We start from the raw sequence: 20,562 nt of genomic DNA, 5'->3' as shown, positions 1-20,562 counted from the left end.
GACTCGACGGCATGCCGGAACTGCCCGAAGTCGAAGCGCTCGCCGATCACCTGCGTCGGCACGCCGTCGGCCGCACCGTCGGTCGGGTCGACGTCGTCGCCTTCTCGGTGCTCAAGACCTTCGATCCGCCGATCGACGCGTTGCGCGGCCACGCCGTCACCCACGCGCATCGCTGGGGCAAGTACCTCGGAATGCAGGTCGGGGAGCTGTATTTGATCACCCACCTGTCCCGGGCGGGCTGGCTGCGCTGGTCAGATGCGCTGGCGCCGGCGCCGCTGCGGCCCGGCAAGGGGCCGATCGCGCTACGGGTGCACCTAGGCGCTCCGGGGCCAGCGCCGGGCTTCGACCTCACCGAAGCCGGCACGAGCAAGCGGCTGGCGGTCTGGCTGGTCGACGACCCGGCCAAGGTTCCCGGCATCGCCGCGCTGGGCCCCGACGCGCTGGAGGTGTCCGACGACGAGCTGGCCGGGCTGCTGGCCGGCAACACCGGGCGGATCAAGACCGTGCTCACCGATCAGAAGGTGATCGCCGGCATCGGCAACGCCTACAGCGACGAGATCCTGCACACCGCACGGATTTCGCCGTTCGCCACCGCGGCCAAGCTGACCGGGGAACAGCTCGCCGCGCTGCACGAGGCGATGCGTGCAGTGCTCACCGACGCGGTGACCCGCTCGGTCGGCCAGCAGGCCGCGACCTTGAAGGGGGAGAAGCGCTCCGGTCTGCGGGTGCACGCGCGCACCGGCCTGCCCTGCCCGGTCTGCGGGGACACCGTGCGCGAGGTGTCGTTCGCCGACAAGTCCTTCCAGTACTGCCCGACGTGCCAGACCGGCGGCAAGGTGCTTGCCGACCGGCGCATGTCGCGCTTGCTCAAATAGTTAGGCTGACCTCGTGACCCGTCAGAAGATCCTCATCACCGGGGCCAGCTCCGGCCTGGGCGCCGGGATGGCCCGCGCATTCGCCGCGCGCGGACGCGACCTCGCCCTGTGTGCGCGGCGTACCGACCGGCTCGAGGAACTCAAAGACGAACTGACGCAGAGGTATCCCGGAATCACCGTGGCGGTCGCCGCGCTTGATGTCAATGACCATGACGAGGTGCCCAAGGTCTTCAGCCAACTCTCCGATGCGCTCGGCGGGATCGACCGGGTCATCGTCAACGCCGGCATCGGCAAAGGCGCCCCGTTGGGGTCGGGAAAGCTGTGGGCCAACAAGGCCACCATCGAGACCAACCTCCTTGCCGCACTGGTGCAGATCGAGACCGTGATCGAGATGTTCAGCGCCGCCGGCGGCGGGCACCTGGTGCTGATCTCCTCGGTGCTGGGCAACAAGGGGGTGCCCGGTGTCAAGGCTGCCTATGCCGCCAGCAAGGCGGGGGTGTCGTCGCTGGGCGAGTCGCTGCGTGCCGAGTACTCGCGCGGTCCGATCAAGGTCACGGTGCTGGAGCCCGGCTACATCGAGTCGGAGATGACGGCCAAGTCGGCGTCGACGATGTTGCTGGTGGACAACGAAACCGGGGTCAAGGCGATGGTGCGCGCGATCGAACGCGAAACCGGCCGCGCGGTGGTGCCACCGTGGCCGTGGGCTCCGCTGGTGTGGCTGCTGCGCCTTATGCCGGCGCGGTTCACCAAACGCTTCGCCTGAGTCCGAGTGCGGGCTCAGCCGGCCCGGCCACGCTCCACCCGGTAGCGACGCACCAGCGCGTCGGTAGAGCTGTCGGTCTGCTGCTGCGGGGAGGCGTCGTCGGTCAGCACCGGCAGCAGCGCCTTGGCCTGCGTCTTGCCCAACTCCACGCCCCACTGGTCGAAGGAGTCGATACCCCACACCACGCCCTCGGTGAACACCTGATGCTCGTAGAGCGCGATCAGCTGCCCCAGCACCGACGGCGTGAGCCGGGTCGCCAGAATCGAGGTGGTCGGCCGGTTGCCCGGCATCACCTTGTGCGGCACCACATCTGCCGGCGTTCCCTCGGCGGCGATCTCCTCGGCGGTCTTGCCGAACGCCAGCACCTGGGTCTGGGCGAAGAAGTTGCTCATCAACAGGTCGTGCATGCTGCCGGTGCCGTCCGCGGTGGCCAGATCGTCGAGGGGTTGGGAGAAGCCGAGGAAGTCGGCCGGCACCAGCCGGGTGCCCTGGTGCAGCAGTTGGTAGAACGCGTGCTGGCCGTTGGTTCCCGGCTCTCCCCAAAAGATTTCGCCGGTGTCGGTGACCACCGGGGTGCCGTCGGCGCGTGCCGACTTGCCGTTGGATTCCATCGTGAGCTGCTGCAGGTAGGCCGCGAAGCGGTCCAGGTCGTTGGCATAGGGCAGCACCGCGCGGGACTGGGCGCCGAAGAAGTTGGAGTACCACAGCCCGATCAGGCCGAGCAGCGCCGGTGCGTTGGATTCCAGTGGGGCGGTGCGGAAATGCTCGTCGACGACGTGGAAGCCGGTGAGGAATTCGCCGAAGCGCTCCCGGCCGATCACCGCCATCACCGACAGCCCGATCGCCGAATCCACCGAGTACCGTCCGCCGACCCAGTCCCAGAAGCCGAACATGTTCGCGGTGTCGATACCGAACTTTTCGACCAGCTCAGCGTTGGTCGAGACCGCCACGAAATGTTGCGACACCGCGTCGTCGCCCAGGGCGGCGGTCAGCCAGCGCCGGGCCGCGGTCGCGTTGGTCAGGGTCTCCAGCGTCGAGAACGTCTTGGAGGCCACGATGAAAAGCGTTGTGGCCGGGTCTAAACCGGCCAGCTTTGCGGTCAGGTCAGCCGGGTCGACGTTGGAGACGAACCGTGCCGTGATCCCGGCGTCGGCGTAGTGGCGCAGCGCCCGGTCGACCATCACCGGGCCGAGGTCCGAGCCGCCGATGCCGATGTTGACCACCGTCTCGATGCGTTTTCCGGTGGCGCCGGTCCATTCCCCGCTGCGTAGCCGGTCGGTGAACTCGCCCATCGCGTCGAGCACCGCATGCACGTCGGCGACAACGTCCTGGCCGTCGACGTGCAGGTCGGCGTTGCGCGGCAACCGCAGCGCGGTGTGCAGCACCGCGCGGTCCTCGGAGGTGTTGATGTGCACCCCGGCGAACATCGCGTCGCGCCGCTCCTCCAGGCGGGCCGCCCGGGCCAGATCGAGCAGCAGGCTCACTGTCTCTTCGGTGATGCGGTGCTTGCTGTAGTCGATGTAGAGGTCACCGACGGTGACGGTGAACTTCTCGCCCCGTTCGGGATCGTCGTCGAAGAACTGACGCAGGTGGGTGTCGCCGATCTGCTGGTGATGCTTGCGCAACGCGTCCCAGGCCGGAGTGGCGGAGATGTCGGGGATCTGTTGGACGGAGCTCATTCCCCGACCCTAGTGCGCAAGCGATGCTCAGTGCCGGTCCGCGGTGGTCTCGTCGAGGTAGCGGGCGAACGCGACGGTCCCCACCGCCCGGTCGGGGGCCAGGTGGCCGCCGGAACGAAAGGCGCCGCCGACCCGGCCCGGCACCGGCAGCGATACCCGCAGGCGGCGCTTGCCGGCCGCGGTCAGATACTGGGCGGCCAGCTCGCCGACGCCCAGAACCTGCGGGCCGCCCATGTCGGGCACCCGCCCGGCCGGCTCACCCAGTGCCAGCTCGGCGAGCGCGGCACCGACCTCGCGCGGGTCGACCGGCTGGAAGCTCCACCCGGCCGGCAACAGCATCACCGGCGACTTGGCCAGCATCCGCAGTCCGGCGGCGACGAAGTCGTGAAACTGGGTGGTGCGCAGCACCGTCCACGGCACTCCGGACTCGGCGAGCAGTTTCTCGTCGGCGAGCTTGCGCCGGTAGTAGGAGAACGGCACCTTCTCGATCCCGACGATCGAGATGTAGACCAGGTGCGGGGTGCCGGCCGCCCGCGCCGCCTCGGCCAGCCGGTCAAGCGGATCCACGCACGCCACCACGGTGTCCACCCCGTCGAGGGCTTCGGCCAGGCCGGCGCCGGTGGTCACGTCGCCGGTCACGTAGTGCAGGGCGCCGGGCGAACTGTCCGGGTTCATGCGGCGGTCCCAGCTTCGCCTCTCCTCCGTCGAGCCTCGCTGAACCGCCGGATGGCGGCCGCGGCTGAGTACCCGCACCTGTGCGCCGGCATCCTGGAGGCGCTGCACCACGATGCGGCCGACCCGGCCGGTGCCGCCGGCCACCAGGATGCGTTTGGTCACCGCGGGCCGCTAGTGCCCGAGCCGGCCGCGGCCCAGCCGCAGCAGCAGCATCGCCAGCTCCTTGCCGTCCCGGCCGAGCTCGCTGTAGCGCTCGAGCACCTTCATCTCCCGGCTGTGCACCAGCCGGGTGCCGCCGGAGGCCATCCGGGCCTTGCCGATCTCCTGCGACACCTCGGTGCGGCGCTTGACCGCGGCCAGGATCTCGGCGTCGAGCCGGTCGATCTCATGGCGCAATTCGTCGATGTCGGGCAACTGTTGGGATTGGGTGGTCATGGGTTCGGACTCCAAATTCTCGCTGTTGGTGTTCTCTGGTCCCATCGGCGATCCGGCCTCACACAACAGACGAGCCCCGGGTCGGCGAAGCGGACCGCGGGGCTTGGCGAAGCAGCTAAACCACGGGCACCGCTGATCGGTACCCGTAGATAAATCGACGCTGCATGTCGAGCACGAACCGAGTCTGCCACTAAGGGCCGTGCCAGCGCAAAGAGTGTCGGCGTGCGGCGGTACGTTGGGTTGCGTTATGAGTGTGCATGCGACTCCGCAAACCGATCACCTGCTCGACGGGCTCAACCCGCAGCAACGTCAGGCCGTGCTGCACGAGGGCTCGCCGCTGCTGATCGTGGCGGGGGCAGGCTCGGGCAAGACGGCTGTGCTCACCCGGCGGATCGCCTACCTGCTGGCCGCCCGCGACGTCGGCGTGGGTCAGGTGCTGGCGATCACCTTCACCAACAAGGCCGCCGCCGAGATGCGGGAACGGGTGGTGGGGCTCGTCGGCCCGCGGGCGCGGGCGATGTGGGTGTCGACGTTTCACTCCACCTGCGTGCGGATCCTGCGCAACCAGGCCTCGATGGTTCCCGGGCTGAACTCCAACTTCTCGATCTACGACGCCGACGACTCGCGGCGGCTGCTGCTGATGATCGGCCGCGACATGGGCCTCGACGTCAAACGGCATTCGCCGCGGCTGCTGGCCAACGCCATCTCCAATCTCAAGAACGAACTGATCGACCCCGAACGGGCGCTGGCCGAGCTGACCGAGAACTCCGACGACCTGAGCCGGGTGGTGGCCGCGGTGTACGGCGAGTATCAGCGCCGGCTGCGCTCGGCCAACGCCCTGGATTTCGACGACCTGATCGGCGAGACGGTCGGCATCCTGCAGGCGTTCCCGGAGATCGCCCAGCACTACCGCCGCCGGTTCCGGCACATCCTGGTCGACGAGTACCAGGACACCAACCACGCCCAGTACGTGCTGGTGCGTGAGCTGGCGGGGCACGGCGGACGTGCCGACGATGACGTGCCGCCGGCGGAACTGTGCGTGGTCGGTGACGCCGATCAGTCGATCTACGCCTTCCGCGGCGCCACCATCCGCAACATCGAAGACTTCGAACGGGACTACCCGGATGCGGCGACGATGCTGCTGGAGCAGAACTACCGCTCCACGCAGAACATCCTGTCGGCGGCCAATGCGGTGATCGCCTACAACTCCGGGCGCCGGGAGAAGCGGCTGTGGACCGACGCCGGTGACGGCGAGCTGATCGTCGGCTATGTCGCCGACAACGAACACGACGAGGCGCGGTTCGTCGCGCAGGAGATCGACGCGCTGACCGACGCGGGCACGATGAACTACGGCGACATCGCGGTGTTCTACCGCACCAACAACTCCTCCCGGTCACTCGAAGAGGTGTTCATCCGTGCCGGGATTCCCTACAAAGTCGTTGGCGGCGTTCGCTTTTACGAGCGCAAAGAGATCCGCGACGTCATCGCCTACCTGCGGGTGCTGGACAACCCCGGCGACGCGGTGAGCCTGCGGCGCATCCTCAACACCCCGCGCCGCGGCATCGGGGATCGCGCCGAGGCGTGCGTAGCGGTGCACGCCGAGAACACCGGCACCGGTTTCGCCGCCGCGCTGCGCGCGGCCGCCGACGGCCAGGTGCCGATGCTCAATACCCGCTCGCAGAACGCGATCGCCGGATTCGTCGCGATGCTCGACGAACTGCGGGCGCACCTCAACGCGTGCGACGAGGACCTCGGCGGGCTGGTCGAGCAGGTGGTGGACCGCACCGGCTACCGCGGCGAACTCGAGGCCTCCACCGACCCGCAGGACCTGGCGCGGCTGGACAACATCAACGAACTCGTCAGCGTCGCTCATGAATTCAGCATCGACCGGGCCAACGCGCTCGCCGAACAGGACAACCTGCCCGAGGAGGAGGACATCCCCGACGTCGGGGTGCTGGCGGCTTTCCTGGAGCGGGTCTCGCTGATCGCCGACACCGACGAGATCCCCGAACACGGTTCGGGCATGGTCACGCTGATGACGCTGCACACCGCCAAGGGCCTGGAGTTCCCGGTGGTGTTCGTCACCGGCTGGGAGGACGGCATGTTCCCGCACATGCGGTCGCTCGGGGATGCCCGTGAGCTGTCCGAGGAACGCCGGCTGGCCTACGTCGGCCTGACCCGGGCCCGGCAACGGCTTTATGTGAGCCGGGCCAAGGTGCGCTCGTCGTGGGGCCAGCCCATGTTGAACCCGGAATCGCGCTTCCTTCGCGAGATCCCGCAGCAGCTCATCGATTGGCGGCGCACCGACGCCACCGCGTCACCGAGCGCCCCGGTCAGCGGGGCCGGCCGGTTCGGGACGCCCAGACCGGCACCGACGGCACCGAGCCGCTCCGGCAACCGGCCACTGCTGGTGCTGGCTCCCGGGGACCGGGTCTCGCACGACAAGTACGGCCTGGGCCGGGTCGAGGAGGTCTCCGGCGCGGGGGAGTCGGCGATGTCACTGATCGACTTCGGCAGTTCCGGGCGGGTCAAGCTGATGCACAACCACGCGCCGGTGACCAAGCTTTAGCGGCGACGGCTACAGGAGGCCGAGCCAGCGCTTGGTGGCCGGGTGCAGTGCCGCCACGACGGTCGCGGCCTGGATGAACGGGATGGTGTGCACGATGCCCGGCACCCGGGCGCCGGCGAGGAACAGGCTGCCAAAGGTCAGCAGCGCCACCACCGCCCCGATCGCGATCAGGTACCGGCCGACCGGGCGCCGCAGCAGCAGCATGATCACCCCGGTCACCGTCGTCCCTGCGAACACCAGACTCAAGAATGCGACCGCGACGCAGAACAGCCGGTCGGTGTGCCACCAGCTGGCGATCAGGTCGGTAGACACCACGGAGGTGGCCCAACAGCCGATGATGGCGAACACGCAGGCACTGATCGGCACAGCGGCCGACGGGATGTGACCCGGCCGTGGTGCCTCGTGAGGCCGCATCGCCGGCGGCAGCCGCTGCGCGCCGGTGACGACCGGAATGGCGCCGGTAGGGGCCCGGCGGATGATGCGGCTGGCAGCGCTGGCCGGATCGTTTCCGAAAGGGTTAGCGCCGGTGGGCGGCTGGTGGCGGTCGGTCACCAATCCAGATTAAGCGAAATTGATCCCGCGCTTGGCGAGCCAGGAGGTCGGGTCGATCCGGCTGGTGCCGTTCTGCAGCACCTCGAAGTGCAGGTGCGGGCCGGTGGAGTAGCCGCGGTTGCCCATCTCGGCGATCTGGTCGCCCGCCATCACCCGCTCGCCGACGCTGACCAGCGACCGGTTGATGTGCCCGTAGAGGGTCACCGTGCCGTCGGAGTGGCGCAGCTTGACCAGCATGCCGTAGCCCGCGCTGGCGCCGGACTCGATCACCACGCCGTCGGACGCCGCCAGGATCGGGGTGCCGATGGCGTTGGCGATGTCGATACCGGCGTGCAGCACACCCCAGCGGTAGCCGAAGTTCGAGGTGAACGCGCCCTGGGTGGGTGCGACGAACAGCGGACGCTGCAGCCGGGCCTCGCGCTCGGCGCGCTCCTGGGCGAACGCCATGCCCTTGGCCAGCTCCTCGTTGTGCACGACGACATTGGCCGCGGCCTTGACCGTGATCATCTGCATGCCGTGGCTGGAGGTGGTGGTGGTGCCGTCGTTGAGCATCGTCTTGCTGGCGGCCAGCACGGCCGGCCGATTCACCGTGTCATCGGACGGGTGGGTGGCGGCGTGCGCGGCGGCAGCGGCCGCACCGGCCGCCATCGCGGCGATCATCACGCGGCTCTTGACCGCGCTGGTGGGCTGGCTGCGGTGCTTTCCGCCGCGCGACGGAACGCCGGCTGCCTCGCGCGGTGCGCGATAGACGTACTCGTCGGGGTAACCGCCGCGGGGGAACGCCAGCTGCAGCACCGGCATGTTGTCGGTGTCGGTCATGTCATCCAGCTCCGGCGCCAGCAGCACGTCGCTCGAACCGTCGAAGGCGGCGTCGCTGAACGCGGCGTCGTCGAGCTGTCCGAACTCGTTGAACGGGATGATGTCGGTGACTTCGGCGGGGCTGGGGGCCGCCGTTGCGCCGCTCCGATAGCGAGGGGTGATCCCGCCGGGAAGCGGGCGCATGGGTGATCCGTGCCGCATCAGACTGGAAGATCCTCTGGTCGTAATCAGAACGTTATAAAGACCTGGACCTGGTGACGGTAACTAGTTATGCGCCGCAGTGGCAAGCCATCGGCCGAAACACTTCCTTAATGTGAAATGAATCACGTTTCAGCGGCGGTGAGATGTGCCACAGCGGTGGTATGGGAGGGCGGAACCTCGCCGCGGGGTCGATACAGTGCCTCGGGAGTTAAATCCTCCTGAATCCGACAGTGCCGGCCCGCCGGCTACCCGTAATAAGACAGTGAGCCCATGGATCTTTTCGAGTATCAGGCGAAGGAGCTGTTCGCCAAGCACAACGTGCCGACCACTCCCGGCCGAGTAACCACCTCGGCTGAGGACGCCAAAGCCATCGCCACCGAGATCGGCCGACCGGTCATGGTCAAGGCCCAGGTCAAGGCCGGCGGCCGCGGCAAGGCCGGTGGCGTCAAGTACGCCGCCACCCCGGAAGACGCGCTCACCCACGCGCAGAACATTCTCGGCCTGGACATCAAGGGCCACATCGTCAAGAAGCTGCTGGTAGCCGAGGCGAGCGACATCGCCGAGGAGTACTACATCTCCTTCCTGCTGGACCGCTCCAACCGCACCTACCTGGCGATGTGCTCGGTCGAGGGCGGCATGGAGATCGAAGAGGTCGCCGCTACCAAGCCGGAGCGGCTGGCCAAGGTGCCCGTCGACGCGGTCAAGGGTGTCGACCTGGCGTTCGCCCGCTCGATCGCCGAACAGGGCCACCTGCCCGCCGAGGTGCTCGACGCCGCCGCGGTGACAATCCAGAAGTTGTGGGAGGTCTTCGTCGCCGAAGACGCCACCCTGGTCGAGGTCAACCCGCTGGTGCGCACCCCCGACGACCAGATCCTGGCGCTGGACGGCAAGGTCACCCTGGACGGCAACGCCGAGTTCCGCCAGCCCGGCCACGCCGAGTTCGCCGACTTGGACGCCACCGACCCGCTGGAGATCAAGGCCAAAGAGCACGACCTCAACTACGTCAAGCTCGACGGCGAGGTGGGCATCATCGGCAACGGTGCCGGTCTGGTCATGTCCACGCTGGACGTCACCGCCTACGCCGGTGAGAAGCACGGCGGCGTCAAGCCGGCCAACTTCCTCGACATCGGCGGCGGCGCCTCCGCGGAGGTGATGGCTGCCGGGTTGGACGTCATCCTGGGCGACAAGCAGGTCAAGAGTGTGTTCGTCAACGTGTTCGGCGGCATCACCGCGTGCGACGCGGTGGCCAACGGCATCGTGTCGGCGCTGAAGATCCTCGGCGACGCCGCGACCAAGCCGCTGGTGGTGCGTCTCGACGGCAACAACGTCGAGGAGGGCCGGGCGATCCTGTCCGAGGCCAACCACCCGCTGGTGACCGTCGTCGCCACCATGGACGAGGCCGCCGACAAGGCCGCCGAGCTCGCGCACGCCGGAAAGGACGCTTAAGCATGTCGATCTTCGTCAACAAGGACAGCAAGGTCATCGTCCAGGGCATCACCGGCAGTGAGGCCACCATCCACACCGCCCGGATGCTGCGGGCCGGCACTCAGATCGTCGGCGGCGTCAACGCCCGCAAGGCCGGCACTGTAGTCACCCATACAGACAAGGACGGCAAGGGTGTCGACTTGCCGGTGTTCGGCGGCGTGGCCGAGGCCATGGAGAAGACCGGTGCCGACGTGTCGATCGCGTTCGTGCCGCCGAAGTTCGCCAAGGACGCGATGATCGAGGCCATCGACGCCGAGATCCCGCTGCTGGTGGTCATCACCGAGGGCATCCCGGTGCAGGACAGCGCGTATGCGTGGGCCTACAACCTGGAGAAGGGCGCCAAGACCCGGATCATCGGGCCGAACTGTCCGGGCATCATCACCCCCGGCGAGTGCCTGGTCGGGATTACCCCGGCCACCATCAGCGGTGCCGGCCCGATCGGTCTGGTCTCCAAGTCCGGCACGCTGACCTACCAGATGATGTTCGAGCTGCGGGACTTCGGGTTCTCCACCGCGATCGGCATCGGCGGCGACCCGGTGATCGGCACAACCCACATCGACGCCATCGAGGCGTTCGAGAAGGACCCCGCCACCAAGGTCATCGTGATGATCGGTGAGATCGGCGGCGACGCCGAGGAGCGGGCCGCCGACTACATCAAGGCCAACGTCACCAAGCCGGTGGTCGGCTACGTCGCTGGGTTCACCGCGCCGGAGGGCAAGACCATGGGTCACGCCGGCGCGATCGTGTCCGGTTCGTCGGGCACCGCGGCCGCCAAGCAGGAGGCCCTGGAGGCCGCCGGTGTGAAGGTGGGCAAGACCCCGTCGGCGACGGCCGCGCTGGCGCGGGAGATCCTGGAAAGCCTGTAGCAGTTTTCTGCCGAGCAGACGTGAAAGCCCCCATTTCAGCCTGAAATTGGGGGCTTTCGCGTCTGCTCGCCTTAGGAAGGTGAAACCATGAGCATTGATCCCCGCACGCCCGTTGTCGTCGGAGTCGGACAGGCCGCCGAGCGCATCGACGACGCCGACTACCGCGCCATGTCGCCGGTGGAGCTGGCCGCCGCCGCCGCGCAGGCAGCCTTGGAGGACTGCGGCGGACAGCACGTCGTATCGGCTATCGACGCGGTGGTGGCCACCCGCCAGTTCGAGAATTCGATCCCGAAGGCTCCTGCGCCCCTGGGCAAGTCGAACAACTTCCCGCGCTCGGTGGCTCGCCTGATCGGTGCGGACCCCGCTCGGGCGGTGCTGGACAAGGTGGGCGGTCAAGGCCCGCAGAAGCTGCTCAGCGAGTTCGCCGCCGAGATCGCGGCCGGCGCTGCCGACGTGGTGCTGCTTTGCGGATCCGACGCCACCTCGACGCTGCGTCACTTCGCCAAATCCGACGACAAGCCGGATTTCAGCGAGACCATCGACGGCCAGCTCGAAGACCGCGGTTACGGCCTGGACGAGTTCGTCGAGCACTACACCGTCATCCACGGGCTCACCGGTGCGCCGGTGCAGTACGGCCTGCTGGAGAACGCCCGGCGCGCCCGGCTTGGCCGCAGCACCGCCGACTATCTGCAGGACATGGGCGAACTGTTCGCCCCGATGTCCAAGGTCGCCGCGAAGAACCCGTTCTCGGCCTCGCCGGTGGAACGCTCGGTCGACGAGCTGACCACGATCAGCGACACCAACCGGATGATCTGCGACCCCTACCCGCGGCTGCTGGTGGCGCGCGATCAGGTCAACCAGGGTGCCGCAGCGTTATTGATGTCGGTGGAGGCCGCCCGGCGCCTGGGCGTGCCCGAAGACCGCTGGGTGTATTTGCACGGCCACGCCGACATGCGTTCCCAGCGCCTGCTGGAACGCTCCGACTTGAGCGCCTATCCCGCCGCCGTGGCCGCGACCACCGAGGCGCTGGCGATGGCCGGGATCGGCTTCGACGACGTCGCGGCAATGGATCTCTACAGCTGCTTCCCGGTGCCGGTGTTCACCATCTGCGACGCCTTCGGCTTGGCCGCCGACGACCCGCGCGGCCTGACCCTGACCGGCGGGTTGCCGTTCTTCGGCGGCGCCGGCAACAACTACTCGATGCATGCCATCGCCGAGGCTGTTGCCGCAGCCCGCAGTGCCCCAGGGCAATTCGCGTTGGTCGGCGCCAACGGCGGCATGATGAGCAAGTATTCGGTCGGCGTGTACTCGACCGCCCCGGCCCCGTGGACGCCGGATCGCAGCGCCGAACGTCAGGCCCAGATCGACGGCAGCGCAGGCGAAGCCGTCACCGAGCATGCCGAGGGCGCGGCGACGATCGAGACCTACAGCGTCCGCTACGACTGGGAGACCCGGACCGGGATCATCATCGGCCGGCTCGACGCCGACGGCAGCCGCTTCCTGGCGACCACTGAGGACGACGACCTGGTGGCGCTGTTGTCCGACGGTGAGCCGCTGGGGGCGCCGATCACGGTGCGCGCCTTGGACTACGGCAACCGCTGCTCGTTGCGCTGATTTCTTCCGCCGAGCAGACGCGAAAGCCCCCTTTTCCGGTGCGAAAAGGGGGCTTTCGCGTCTGCTCGCGCTAGGTCAGGAGATCCCCAACTTGCCGGCCAGGCGTTCGACGTAGGCGGCGACTTCGGCTTCGGGCTTGTCGGGCAGGCCGAACAGCGTCTCGGTGACCCCGAGCTCGGCCCAGTGCGCCAGCTTCTCGGGCACCGGCTTGAAGTCCAGTGCCACGATCTGCGGTGCCCCGTCGCGACCGGCGGCCGCCCAGGTGTCCTGCAGCAGCTTGACCGGTGCGTCGATGTCGAAGTCGCGCGGCGTGGTGATCCAGCCGTCAGCACTGCGGGCGATCCACTTGAAGTTCTTCTCGGTGCCGGCCGCACCCACCAGCACCGGAACGTGGGACTGCACCGGCTTGGGCCAGGCCCAGCTCGGCCCGAAGTTGACGAACTCGCCCTCAAAGGAGGCTTCCTCCTGGGTCCACAGCGCGCGCATCGCCTCCAGGTACTCGCGCAGCATGGTGCGTCGCCGCCCCGGCGGCACCCCGTGATCGGCCAGCTCATCGGTGTTCCAGCCGAACCCGACGCCCACGCTGACCCGTCCGCCGGAGAGGTGATCAAGGGTGGCGATCGATTTAGCCAGCGTGATCGGATCGTGCTCGACCGGCAACGCCACCGCGGTGGACAACCGCACCCGCGAGGTCACCGCAGAGGCGGCCCCCAGGCTCACCCACGGATCCAGGGTGCGCATGTACCTGTCATCGGGCAGCGACTCATCCCCGGTCGTGGGGTGCGCGGCCTGCCGCTTCACCGGAATGTGGGTGTGCTCGGGCACATAGAAGGTGGTAAAGCCATGATCATCAGCAAGTTTGGCCGCGGCCGCCGGAGCAATACCACGGTCACTGGTGAACAACACAAGCCCGTAATCCATATCGGTGATTAGAACGTGTTCTTGTTAGGTGGGCAAACGGTGGGGTCCTTTCGTGCGCGGCATTGACCCACCGGGTCCAGCCGCCAGTGCGCTAGCGTGGATGATCGAACCGCGCCGCACCTGCCCCCAATGCACAGGAGAGGTCATGACCTACTCGCCCGGCAACCCCGGCTACCCGCCTTCCCAACCGCCAGGCTCCTACGGACCTTCTGGCCCCTCATTCGCCAAGTCCGGCAGCAGTGACGTCGAGAGCAAGCTGCCGCTGTACCTGCAGATCGCCGTCGTGGTGCTGGGCTTCGGTGTCTACCTGGCCAACTTCGGGCCGATCGTGACCGTCACCGACGGCGAGTACCCGCTGATCCTCGGCGACGCCGGCCACACGGTTCCGCTGGCCCTGCTGGCGGCGCTGCTGGCCGGGGCGGGACTGCTGCCCAAGGCCAAGGTCTACACCGCGGTGGTCGCGGTGATCGCCTCGCTGGGGGCGCTGCTGGCGATCGCGACCATCGCCGACTCCGGCGGCAGTTACACGATCGGCTGGGGCCTGTGGCTGGTGCTGACCTTCAGCATCCTGCAGGCCGCCGCCGCGGTCGCGACGCTGCTGCTGGAGGCCGGAGTCGTCACCGCGCCGGCCCCGCGCCCCAAATACGACCCGTATGCGCAGTACGGGTTGCCGCCGGGCGGCAACTACTACGGTCAGCCGGGCCAGCAGGGGTACGGGCATCAGGGCCAGCAGCAGTCGGGATACCCCTCCTACGGCGGCTACCCGTCCGGCGGGGGTTACGGCGCCCAGTCGGGGCCGTCGACCGGCGGATTCAACTCCGGTGCGCAGCAGGCGCAGTCGGCGCCGCAGGGCCCGCCCACGCCGCCGACCGGATTCCCCAGCTTCGGGCAGCCGCAGACCGGCGGTTCGGGCAGTTCCTCGACGGGTGGCCAGGGCGAGTCCGGATCCGGTCAGGGCCAGAGCTCGACCGGCGGCCAGCAGTCGCAGGGCGGCTCCGCCCCGTCGGGGCCGGCGCAGACCTAACCCGCGCCCGCGCGCCGAGTTGAACGTGCTCGCAGCGTGACACCGGTGTCCGGCGGTAGACCAGGTTCGAACCCGACTCGTGACCTGGTTCGGGTCGCATTCGGCCCGTCCGTCGTGGCGTTGACCGTCATCGCAGCGGTGACGCTGCTGCAGTTGCTGATCGCCAACAGCGACATGACCGGGGCTTCGGGCGCCATCGCCAGCATGTGGCTGGGCGTGCACCAGGTGCCGATCTCGATCGACGGCCGGGAGCTGGGCGTGCTGCCGCTGCTTCCGGTGCTGTTGATGGTCGCCGGAACCGCGCGGACCACCGCCCAGGCCACCTCGGCGGGCACCTCCTGGTTCGTCGTCCGCTGGATCGTGGCGTCGGCGCTGGGCGGCCCGCTGCTGATCGCGGCGGTCTCGCTGGCGATCATCCATGACGCGGCGTCGGTGATCACCGAGCTGCAGACCCCGCACGCCCTGAGCGCCTTCGCGCACGTACTGGTGGTGCATGCGATCGGCGCGGCGATCGGCGTGGGCTGGCGGATGGGCCCGCGGGTGCTGGCCGAGACGCCGCTGCCGAGCTGGCTGGGCGACTCGCTGCGGGCCGCGGTCACCGGCATGCTGGCCCTGTTCGGGCTGGCCGGCGCGGTGACGACGGCCTCGCTGGTCCTGCACTGGGGAACCATGCACGAGCTGTACGCGATCACCGATTCGCTGTTCGGCCAGCTCAGCCTCACGCTGCTGGCGGTGCTGTACGTGCCCAACGTGCTCGTCGGCGCGACCGCGATAGCGGTCGGATCGAGCGCACAGATCGGCCCGGCGCTGTTCAGCGCGTTCACCGTGCTGGGCGGCGACATCCCGGCGCTGCCCGTCCTGGCCGCGGCGCCCACTCCGCCCCTGGGCCCGGCGTGGGTGGCCCTGCTGATCATCGGCGCCGCGTCGGGCGTGGCCGTCGGCCAGCAGTGCGCGCGCCGCCCACTGCCCCTGTTTCCCGCGCTGGCCAAGGTGCTGACCGCGGCGTTCATCGCGGCACTGACGATGGCCCTATTGGGTTTCGCCGGCGGTGGGCGGCTGGGCAACTTCGGTGACGTCGGGGTGGATCAGCTCACCTTCGGCCCCGCGGTGTTCTGCTGGTTCGCCGCCATCGGTGCGCTGACGGTCGTGATGATCGGCGGTGTCGGGCGCGGAGCGGTCAGGACGCGGCCGATGTTGCCGCCCGCGGCGCCCAGGCAGCCCGAACCGGAGCCCGAACGGGTCCCGGCGCAGGCCGAGGTGGTCGATCCGCAAGAACCCGGCCAGCTCTTCGAGCCCGACGAACTTTTCGAACCCGGAGAGGTCATCGAGGGCGGCGAGCTGAGCTGGACGCCCGAACCCGAGCCGCCGCGGGTATCCGAGCCGCGGGTGTTCGAGTCGCACGCTCCAACCCAGCCGCCCGGACCGCTGGAAGACCCCGAAGACCTGATGTTCACCGACGACGACGGGTTTGACCGGCCCGGGTAGCGCCCCGCGCGCGGATGCAAATCAAGGACTTCCGTCCCTTATATTCGGGCCGCCGTCCTGGTCGCATAAAGGCATGACCCACCTCGTCAGCACCGACGCCGCCAAGCCCGGGGTCGGAAGCTTGCACCGGCTGGCCGGCATGCGCGCCGAAAAGCTCACGAAGCTGGTCCTGCCACCCGGACACGAGCCGATCCTCGACATCGTGGCGATGATCTGGCTCGACGGCGTGCAGGCCGGGCTCCAGATGGACGGGCAGACAACGTCGATCGGGTTGTCGACCCCGCTGACCGAGGCGTTGTATCAGCGGTTGGCAGACGCCGAACTCTGCACCGAATACGACGAGTTCCCGGAGCTGGACGATCGCGACTTCCAGAATCTGGCGTGTGATCGAGTGGAGAAGATCAGCCGGGGCATCCATCCGGTCGGCCACCCCGACGTGATCTGGGACAAGGTTGAAATCTGGACAGACGGCGTGGCCGCAGCACTGCGAATCACCCGGGAAGAAGCGCAGCAACAGGCCGGATAGCCCGGCCGTTCCGGGCGGTAGGCTCTTGCTTCGTGCAACCGATCCACGTGGCCCCCCGCGTCCCGGCCCGGCTGGTGGTGCTGGCGTCGGGGACCGGATCATTGCTCGAGTCGCTGCTGGCCGCGGCGGTGGGCGACTACCCCGCGCGAGTGGTGGCCGTCGGTACCGATCGGGACTGTCGGGCGGTCCAGGTCGCCGCTTCAGCAGACCTGCCGGTGTTCACCGTGCCGCTGGCTGACTACCCGAACCGGGCGGCCTGGGATTTGGCGCTGACCGAGGCCACCGCGGCCCACAACCCTGATCTGGTGGTCTCGGCGGGGTTCATGAAAATCCTGGGGTCGGAGTTTCTCACCCGGTTTCTGGGCCGCACCGTCAACACCCACCCGGCGCTGCTGCCCGCCTTCCCGGGAGCGCACGCCGTACCCGAGGCGCTGGCCTACGGAGTGAAGGTCACCGGCTGCACCGTGCACCTGGTCGACGCCGGAACCGACACCGGCCCGGTGCTGGCCCAGGAACCGGTCGCCGTGCTCGACGACGACGACGAAGACACCCTGCACGAACGCATCAAGACAGTGGAGCGCAAGCTCCTGGTGGACGTGCTGGCCGCGCTGGCGACCGGCGGCGTGACCTGGACCGGACGAAAGGCAACCATAGGATGACCGACGGCAAGCGACCGATTCGGCGGGCGTTGATCAGCGTCTACGACAAGACCGGCCTGATCGATCTGGCCACCGGCCTGCATGCCGCCGGCGTGGATATCGTCTCCACCGGGTCTACGGCGAAATCGATTGCTGCCAAAGGTATTCCGGTGACACCGGTGGAGCAGGTGACCGGCTTCCCGGAGGTGCTCGACGGCCGGGTCAAGACGTTGCACCCGCGGGTGCACGCCGGGCTACTGGCAGATCTGCGTAAATCCGAGCATGCCGCGGCGCTGGGCGAACTGGACATCGCTCCGTTCGAGCTGGTGGTGGTCAACCTGTACCCGTTCAGCGAGACGGTGGACTCCGGTGCCGGCATCGATGAGTGCGTCGAGCAGATCGACATCGGTGGGCCGTCGATGATCCGGGCGGCCGCCAAGAACCATCCCAGCGTCGCCGTGGTGGTCGACCCGCTCGGCTACGAGGGTGTGCTGGCCGCGGTCAACGCCGGCGGGTTCACCCTCGATGAGCGGAAACGTCTGGCGGCACTGGCATTCCGTCACACCGCCGAATACGACGTGGCAGTCGCCGGGTGGATGTCGTCGACGCTGGCGCCCTTCGAACGGGCTGGAGAGCCGCGTCAGGCGATGCCGGAGTGGGTCGGTCGCACCTACCGCCGGGCGGCGCAGCTGCGATACGGCGAGAACCCGCACCAGCAGGCCGCGCTCTACTGTGACGCCGCCGCCTGGCCGGGCCTGGCTCAGGCCGACCAGCTGCACGGAAAAGAGATGTCCTACAACAACTTCACCGACGCGGATGCTGCCTGGCGGGCGGCCTTCGATCACGAAGAGATCTGCGTGGCGATCATCAAGCACGCCAACCCGTGCGGCATCGCGGTCTCGTCGGCCTCGGTTGCCGATGCCCACCGCAAGGCCCACGAGTGCGATCCGCTGAGCGCCTTCGGCGGGGTGATCGCGGCGAACACCGAGGTCAGCGTCGAGATGGCGGAGTTCGTCAGCACGATCTTCACCGAGGTCATCGTCGCGCCGGCCTACGAGCCCGGTGCCGTCGAGATCCTGGCCCGCAAGAAGAACATCCGGGTGCTGGTGGCCTCCGAGCCGCTGCGCGGGGGCACCGAGTGGCGCCAGGTCAGCGGCGGGCTGCTGATGCAGAGCCGCGACGGCCTCGACGCGGCGGGCGACGACCCGGCGAACTGGACGCTGGCCACCGGGTCGGCGGCCGATCCCGCCACGCTGGCCGACCTGGCATTCGCCTGGCGCGCCTGCCGCGCGGTCAAGTCGAACGCGATCGTCGTGGCGGCCGACGGCGCCACCATCGGCGTGGGCATGGGCCAGGTCAACCGGGTTGATGCGGCCCGGCTGGCGGTCGAGCGCGGCGGTGAACGGGTGGCCGGCGCGGTGGCGGCCTCGGATGCGTTCTTCCCGTTCCCCGACGGGCTGCAGACCCTGACCGCGGCTGGGGTGAAGGCGATTGTGCACCCCGGCGGTTCGGTGCGCGACGACGAAGTGACGGCGGCGGCCGCCGAGGCCGGGATCACCCTGTACTTGACCGGGGCGCGGCACTTCGCGCACTAGACCCGTTGACAAAAAGATTGCAGGCGCTCACTATCTAACTCACCGTCTGAGTGAGGAGTGCGCGTGGCCTACGACCTGATCATCCGCAACGGCCTGTGGTTCGACGGCCTGGGCAGCGCGCCGCAGGTCCGCACCCTGGGCGTCCGCGACGGCGTCGTCGCCGACATCTCCTCGGGGGAGTTGGACGACACGGATTGCCCGGACGTGATCGATGCCGCCGGCAAATGGGTGGTCCCGGGCTTCATCGACGTGCACACCCACTACGACGCCGAGGTGCTACTGGACCCGGGCCTGCGGGAATCGGTGCGCCACGGCGTCACCACGGTGCTGCTGGGCAACTGTTCGCTGTCGACGGTGTACGCCGAGTCCGAGGACGCCGCCGACCTGTTCAGTCGGGTGGAGGCGGTGCCGCGCAAGTTCGTCCTGGAAGCGTTGCAGTCCAAGAAGACCTGGTCCACCCCGGCCGAATACGTACGCGCCCTCGACGAGCTGCCGTTGGGGCCCAATATCGGCTCCATGCTTGGCCATTCGGACCTGCGAACCGCGGTGCTCGGGTTGGACCGCGCCACCACCGACGGCGTCGTCCCGACCGACGCCGAACTGGAGAAGATGGCGGCGCTGCTCGACGAGGGTCTCGACGCCGGGCTGTTGGGCATGTCCGGAATGGACGCCCCTATCGACAAGCTCGACGGCGACAGGTTCCGGTCCCGGGCGCTGCCGTCGACGTTCGCCACCTGGCGGGAGCGCCGGCGGTTGATCAAGGTGCTGCGAAAGCGCGGCCGGATGCTGCAGAGCGCGCCCGACGTCCGAAACCCGTTGACGGCCCTGAACTTCTTCCTGACCAGCAGCGGCATGTTCGGCCGTCGGCGCGGGGTTCGGATGAGCCTGCTGGTCTCTGCGGACGCCAAGTCGGCGCCCGGCGCGGTCCGGGTCTTCGGTCCCGGTGCTCGGCTGCTCAACGCCGTGCTCGGTTCCAGTGTGCGGTTCCAGCACCTGCCGGTTCCGTTCGAATTGTATTCCGATGGAATCGATCTGCCGGTGTTCGAAGAGTTCGGTGCCGGCACCGCCGCCCTGCATCTGCGCGACCAGTTGGAGCGCAACGCGCTGCTGGCCGACACCGAGTACCGCCGCCGGTTCCGCAAGTCCTTCGACCGCAAGAAGCTGGGTCCGTCCTTGTGGAACCGCGACTTCCATGACGCGGTGATCGTCGAATGCCCGGATGCCGGCCTGGTCGGCAAGAGCTTCGGGCAGATCGCCGAGGAGCGCGGACTGCACCCGCTGGACGCCTTCCTGGATGTGTTGGTGGACAACGGCGAACGCAACGTGCGCTGGACCACGATCGTCGCCAACCACCGGCCCAAGCAGCTGGACAAGTTGGCTAACGAACCGGTTATCCATATGGGGTTCTCCGACGCCGGCGCGCACCTGCGCAACATGGCCTTCTACAACTTCTCGCTGCGCCTGCTCAAGCGCGTCCGCGACGCCGAGGCGGCCGGGCGGCCATTCATGAGCATCGAACGGGCGGTCTACCGGCTGACCTCCGAAGTGGCCGACTGGTTCGGGTTCGACGCCGGCACGCTGCGCCGAGGCGACCGAGCGGACTTCGTGGTGATCGACCCGGCCGGTCTGACCGACGCCGTTGACGGCTACCACGAGGAGAAGGTGCCGTTCTACGGCGGGCTTTCCCGGATGGTCAACCGCAACGACGACGCGGTGGTGGCGACCGGGGTGGGCGGCACGGTGGTGTTCCGCAACGGGCAGTTCCGCGACGGCTACGGCGCGACGGCGAAGTCTGGACGCTTCCTGCGCGCCGGATCCCGTGCGCTGCAACCGGTCTGAT

18 protein-coding genes are annotated in these 20,562 nt (G+C 68.6%); 12 read left to right on the top strand and 6 right to left on the bottom strand.

The genetic code is table 11. From position 1 onward, the window contains the following. Positions 1–11 precede the first annotated feature (11 nt). A complete protein-coding gene (locus A5648_RS18090) occupies positions 12–875 on the top strand; it encodes an Fpg/Nei family DNA glycosylase (RefSeq protein ID WP_065025847.1) in 864 nt (287 codons plus the stop codon). Positions 876–888: 13 nt separating this feature from the next. Continuing rightward, complete coding sequence (locus A5648_RS18085; RefSeq protein ID WP_065025846.1) at positions 889–1,638, top strand: SDR family oxidoreductase; 750 nt, start codon at positions 889–891, stop codon at positions 1,636–1,638. Between the two features lie 14 nt (positions 1,639–1,652). On the opposite strand, the gene pgi is transcribed toward A5648_RS18085, so the two are convergent. From pgi to A5648_RS18070, 3 genes are read right to left on the bottom strand one after another with little or no spacing between them, the layout of a single operon-like run. Further along, a complete protein-coding gene (pgi, locus tag A5648_RS18080) occupies positions 1,653–3,317 on the bottom strand; it encodes a glucose-6-phosphate isomerase (RefSeq protein ID WP_065025845.1) in 1,665 nt (554 codons plus the stop codon). 27 nt (positions 3,318–3,344) lie between these two features. Continuing rightward, the gene (locus A5648_RS18075) at positions 3,345–4,154 is read right to left on the bottom strand and encodes an SDR family oxidoreductase (protein WP_065025844.1); all 810 of its coding nucleotides are present in this window, start codon (positions 4,152–4,154) and stop codon (positions 3,345–3,347) included. 9 nt (positions 4,155–4,163) lie between these two features. Beyond that, on the bottom strand, positions 4,164–4,472 hold the full coding sequence (locus A5648_RS18070; RefSeq protein WP_065025843.1) for a chorismate mutase: 309 nt from the start codon (positions 4,470–4,472) through the stop codon (positions 4,164–4,166). A gap of 202 nt (positions 4,473–4,674) precedes the next feature. On the opposite strand from A5648_RS18070, the gene pcrA reads away from it, so the two are divergent. Continuing rightward, the gene (gene pcrA / locus A5648_RS18065) at positions 4,675–6,996 is read left to right on the top strand and encodes a DNA helicase PcrA (protein ID WP_065025842.1); all 2,322 of its coding nucleotides are present in this window, start codon (positions 4,675–4,677) and stop codon (positions 6,994–6,996) included. Positions 6,997–7,005: 9 nt separating this feature from the next. Here pcrA and A5648_RS18060 read toward each other — a convergent pair whose 3' ends face one another. Next, on the bottom strand, positions 7,006–7,548 hold the full coding sequence (locus A5648_RS18060) for a hypothetical protein (RefSeq protein WP_065025841.1): 543 nt from the start codon (positions 7,546–7,548) through the stop codon (positions 7,006–7,008). Between the two features lie 9 nt (positions 7,549–7,557). Next, entirely contained in the window at positions 7,558–8,550 is a 993-nt protein-coding gene (locus tag A5648_RS18055) for a M23 family metallopeptidase (RefSeq protein WP_065025840.1), read from the bottom strand. A 288-nt stretch (positions 8,551–8,838) separates the two neighbouring features. On the opposite strand from A5648_RS18055, the gene sucC reads away from it, so the two are divergent. From sucC to A5648_RS18040, 3 genes are all read left to right on the top strand, one after another. Beyond that, positions 8,839–10,014, top strand: coding sequence for an ADP-forming succinate--CoA ligase subunit beta (gene sucC, locus A5648_RS18050; RefSeq protein WP_065025839.1), 1,176 nt, complete (start codon positions 8,839–8,841; stop codon positions 10,012–10,014). A gap of 2 nt (positions 10,015–10,016) precedes the next feature. Then, positions 10,017–10,919 carry a succinate--CoA ligase subunit alpha gene (gene sucD, locus A5648_RS18045; protein ID WP_065025838.1) on the top strand — a complete coding sequence of 301 codons (903 nt, stop codon included), beginning with the start codon at positions 10,017–10,019 and terminating at the stop codon, positions 10,917–10,919. Positions 10,920–11,006: 87 nt separating this feature from the next. Beyond that, on the top strand, positions 11,007–12,533 hold the full coding sequence (locus A5648_RS18040) for an acetyl-CoA acetyltransferase (protein ID WP_065025837.1): 1,527 nt from the start codon (positions 11,007–11,009) through the stop codon (positions 12,531–12,533). Positions 12,534–12,608: 75 nt separating this feature from the next. On the opposite strand, the gene A5648_RS18035 is transcribed toward A5648_RS18040, so the two are convergent. Continuing rightward, positions 12,609–13,454, bottom strand: a complete 846-nt coding sequence (locus tag A5648_RS18035) for an LLM class F420-dependent oxidoreductase (protein ID WP_065025836.1) — start codon at positions 13,452–13,454, stop codon at positions 12,609–12,611. A gap of 145 nt (positions 13,455–13,599) precedes the next feature. On the opposite strand from A5648_RS18035, the gene A5648_RS18030 reads away from it, so the two are divergent. The 6 genes from A5648_RS18030 to A5648_RS18005 all read left to right on the top strand — a co-directional run bounded on the left by A5648_RS18030 (position 13,600) and on the right by A5648_RS18005 (position 20,561). After that, on the top strand, positions 13,600–14,478 hold the full coding sequence (locus A5648_RS18030; RefSeq protein WP_065025880.1) for a DUF5336 domain-containing protein: 879 nt from the start codon (positions 13,600–13,602) through the stop codon (positions 14,476–14,478). A 45-nt stretch (positions 14,479–14,523) separates the two neighbouring features. Next, positions 14,524–15,963, top strand: coding sequence for a cell division protein PerM (locus A5648_RS18025; RefSeq protein ID WP_065025879.1), 1,440 nt, complete (start codon positions 14,524–14,526; stop codon positions 15,961–15,963). 73 nt (positions 15,964–16,036) lie between these two features. Then, entirely contained in the window at positions 16,037–16,489 is a 453-nt protein-coding gene (locus tag A5648_RS18020; protein ID WP_065025835.1) for a hypothetical protein, read from the top strand. A 32-nt stretch (positions 16,490–16,521) separates the two neighbouring features. Continuing rightward, positions 16,522–17,148 carry a phosphoribosylglycinamide formyltransferase gene (purN, locus tag A5648_RS18015; RefSeq protein WP_065025834.1) on the top strand — a complete coding sequence of 209 codons (627 nt, stop codon included), beginning with the start codon at positions 16,522–16,524 and terminating at the stop codon, positions 17,146–17,148. Beyond that, positions 17,145–18,722 (top strand): bifunctional phosphoribosylaminoimidazolecarboxamide formyltransferase/IMP cyclohydrolase, encoded by a 1,578-nt coding sequence (gene purH / locus A5648_RS18010; protein WP_065025833.1) that lies wholly within the window; start codon positions 17,145–17,147, stop codon positions 18,720–18,722. Before purN ends, purH begins: the two co-directional genes overlap by 4 nt. A 63-nt stretch (positions 18,723–18,785) precedes the next feature. Then, on the top strand, positions 18,786–20,561 hold the full coding sequence (locus A5648_RS18005; protein ID WP_065025832.1) for an N-acyl-D-amino-acid deacylase family protein: 1,776 nt from the start codon (positions 18,786–18,788) through the stop codon (positions 20,559–20,561). Position 20,562 lies beyond the last annotated feature (1 nt).

Origin of the sequence: Mycolicibacter sinensis (assembly GCF_001673565.1) — a bacterium.
Lineage (GTDB): Bacteria > Actinomycetota > Actinomycetes > Mycobacteriales > Mycobacteriaceae > Mycobacterium > Mycobacterium sinense_C.
Note: the sequence above shows the minus strand (reverse complement) of the source record. Positions and strands in the feature narration are given on the sequence as shown.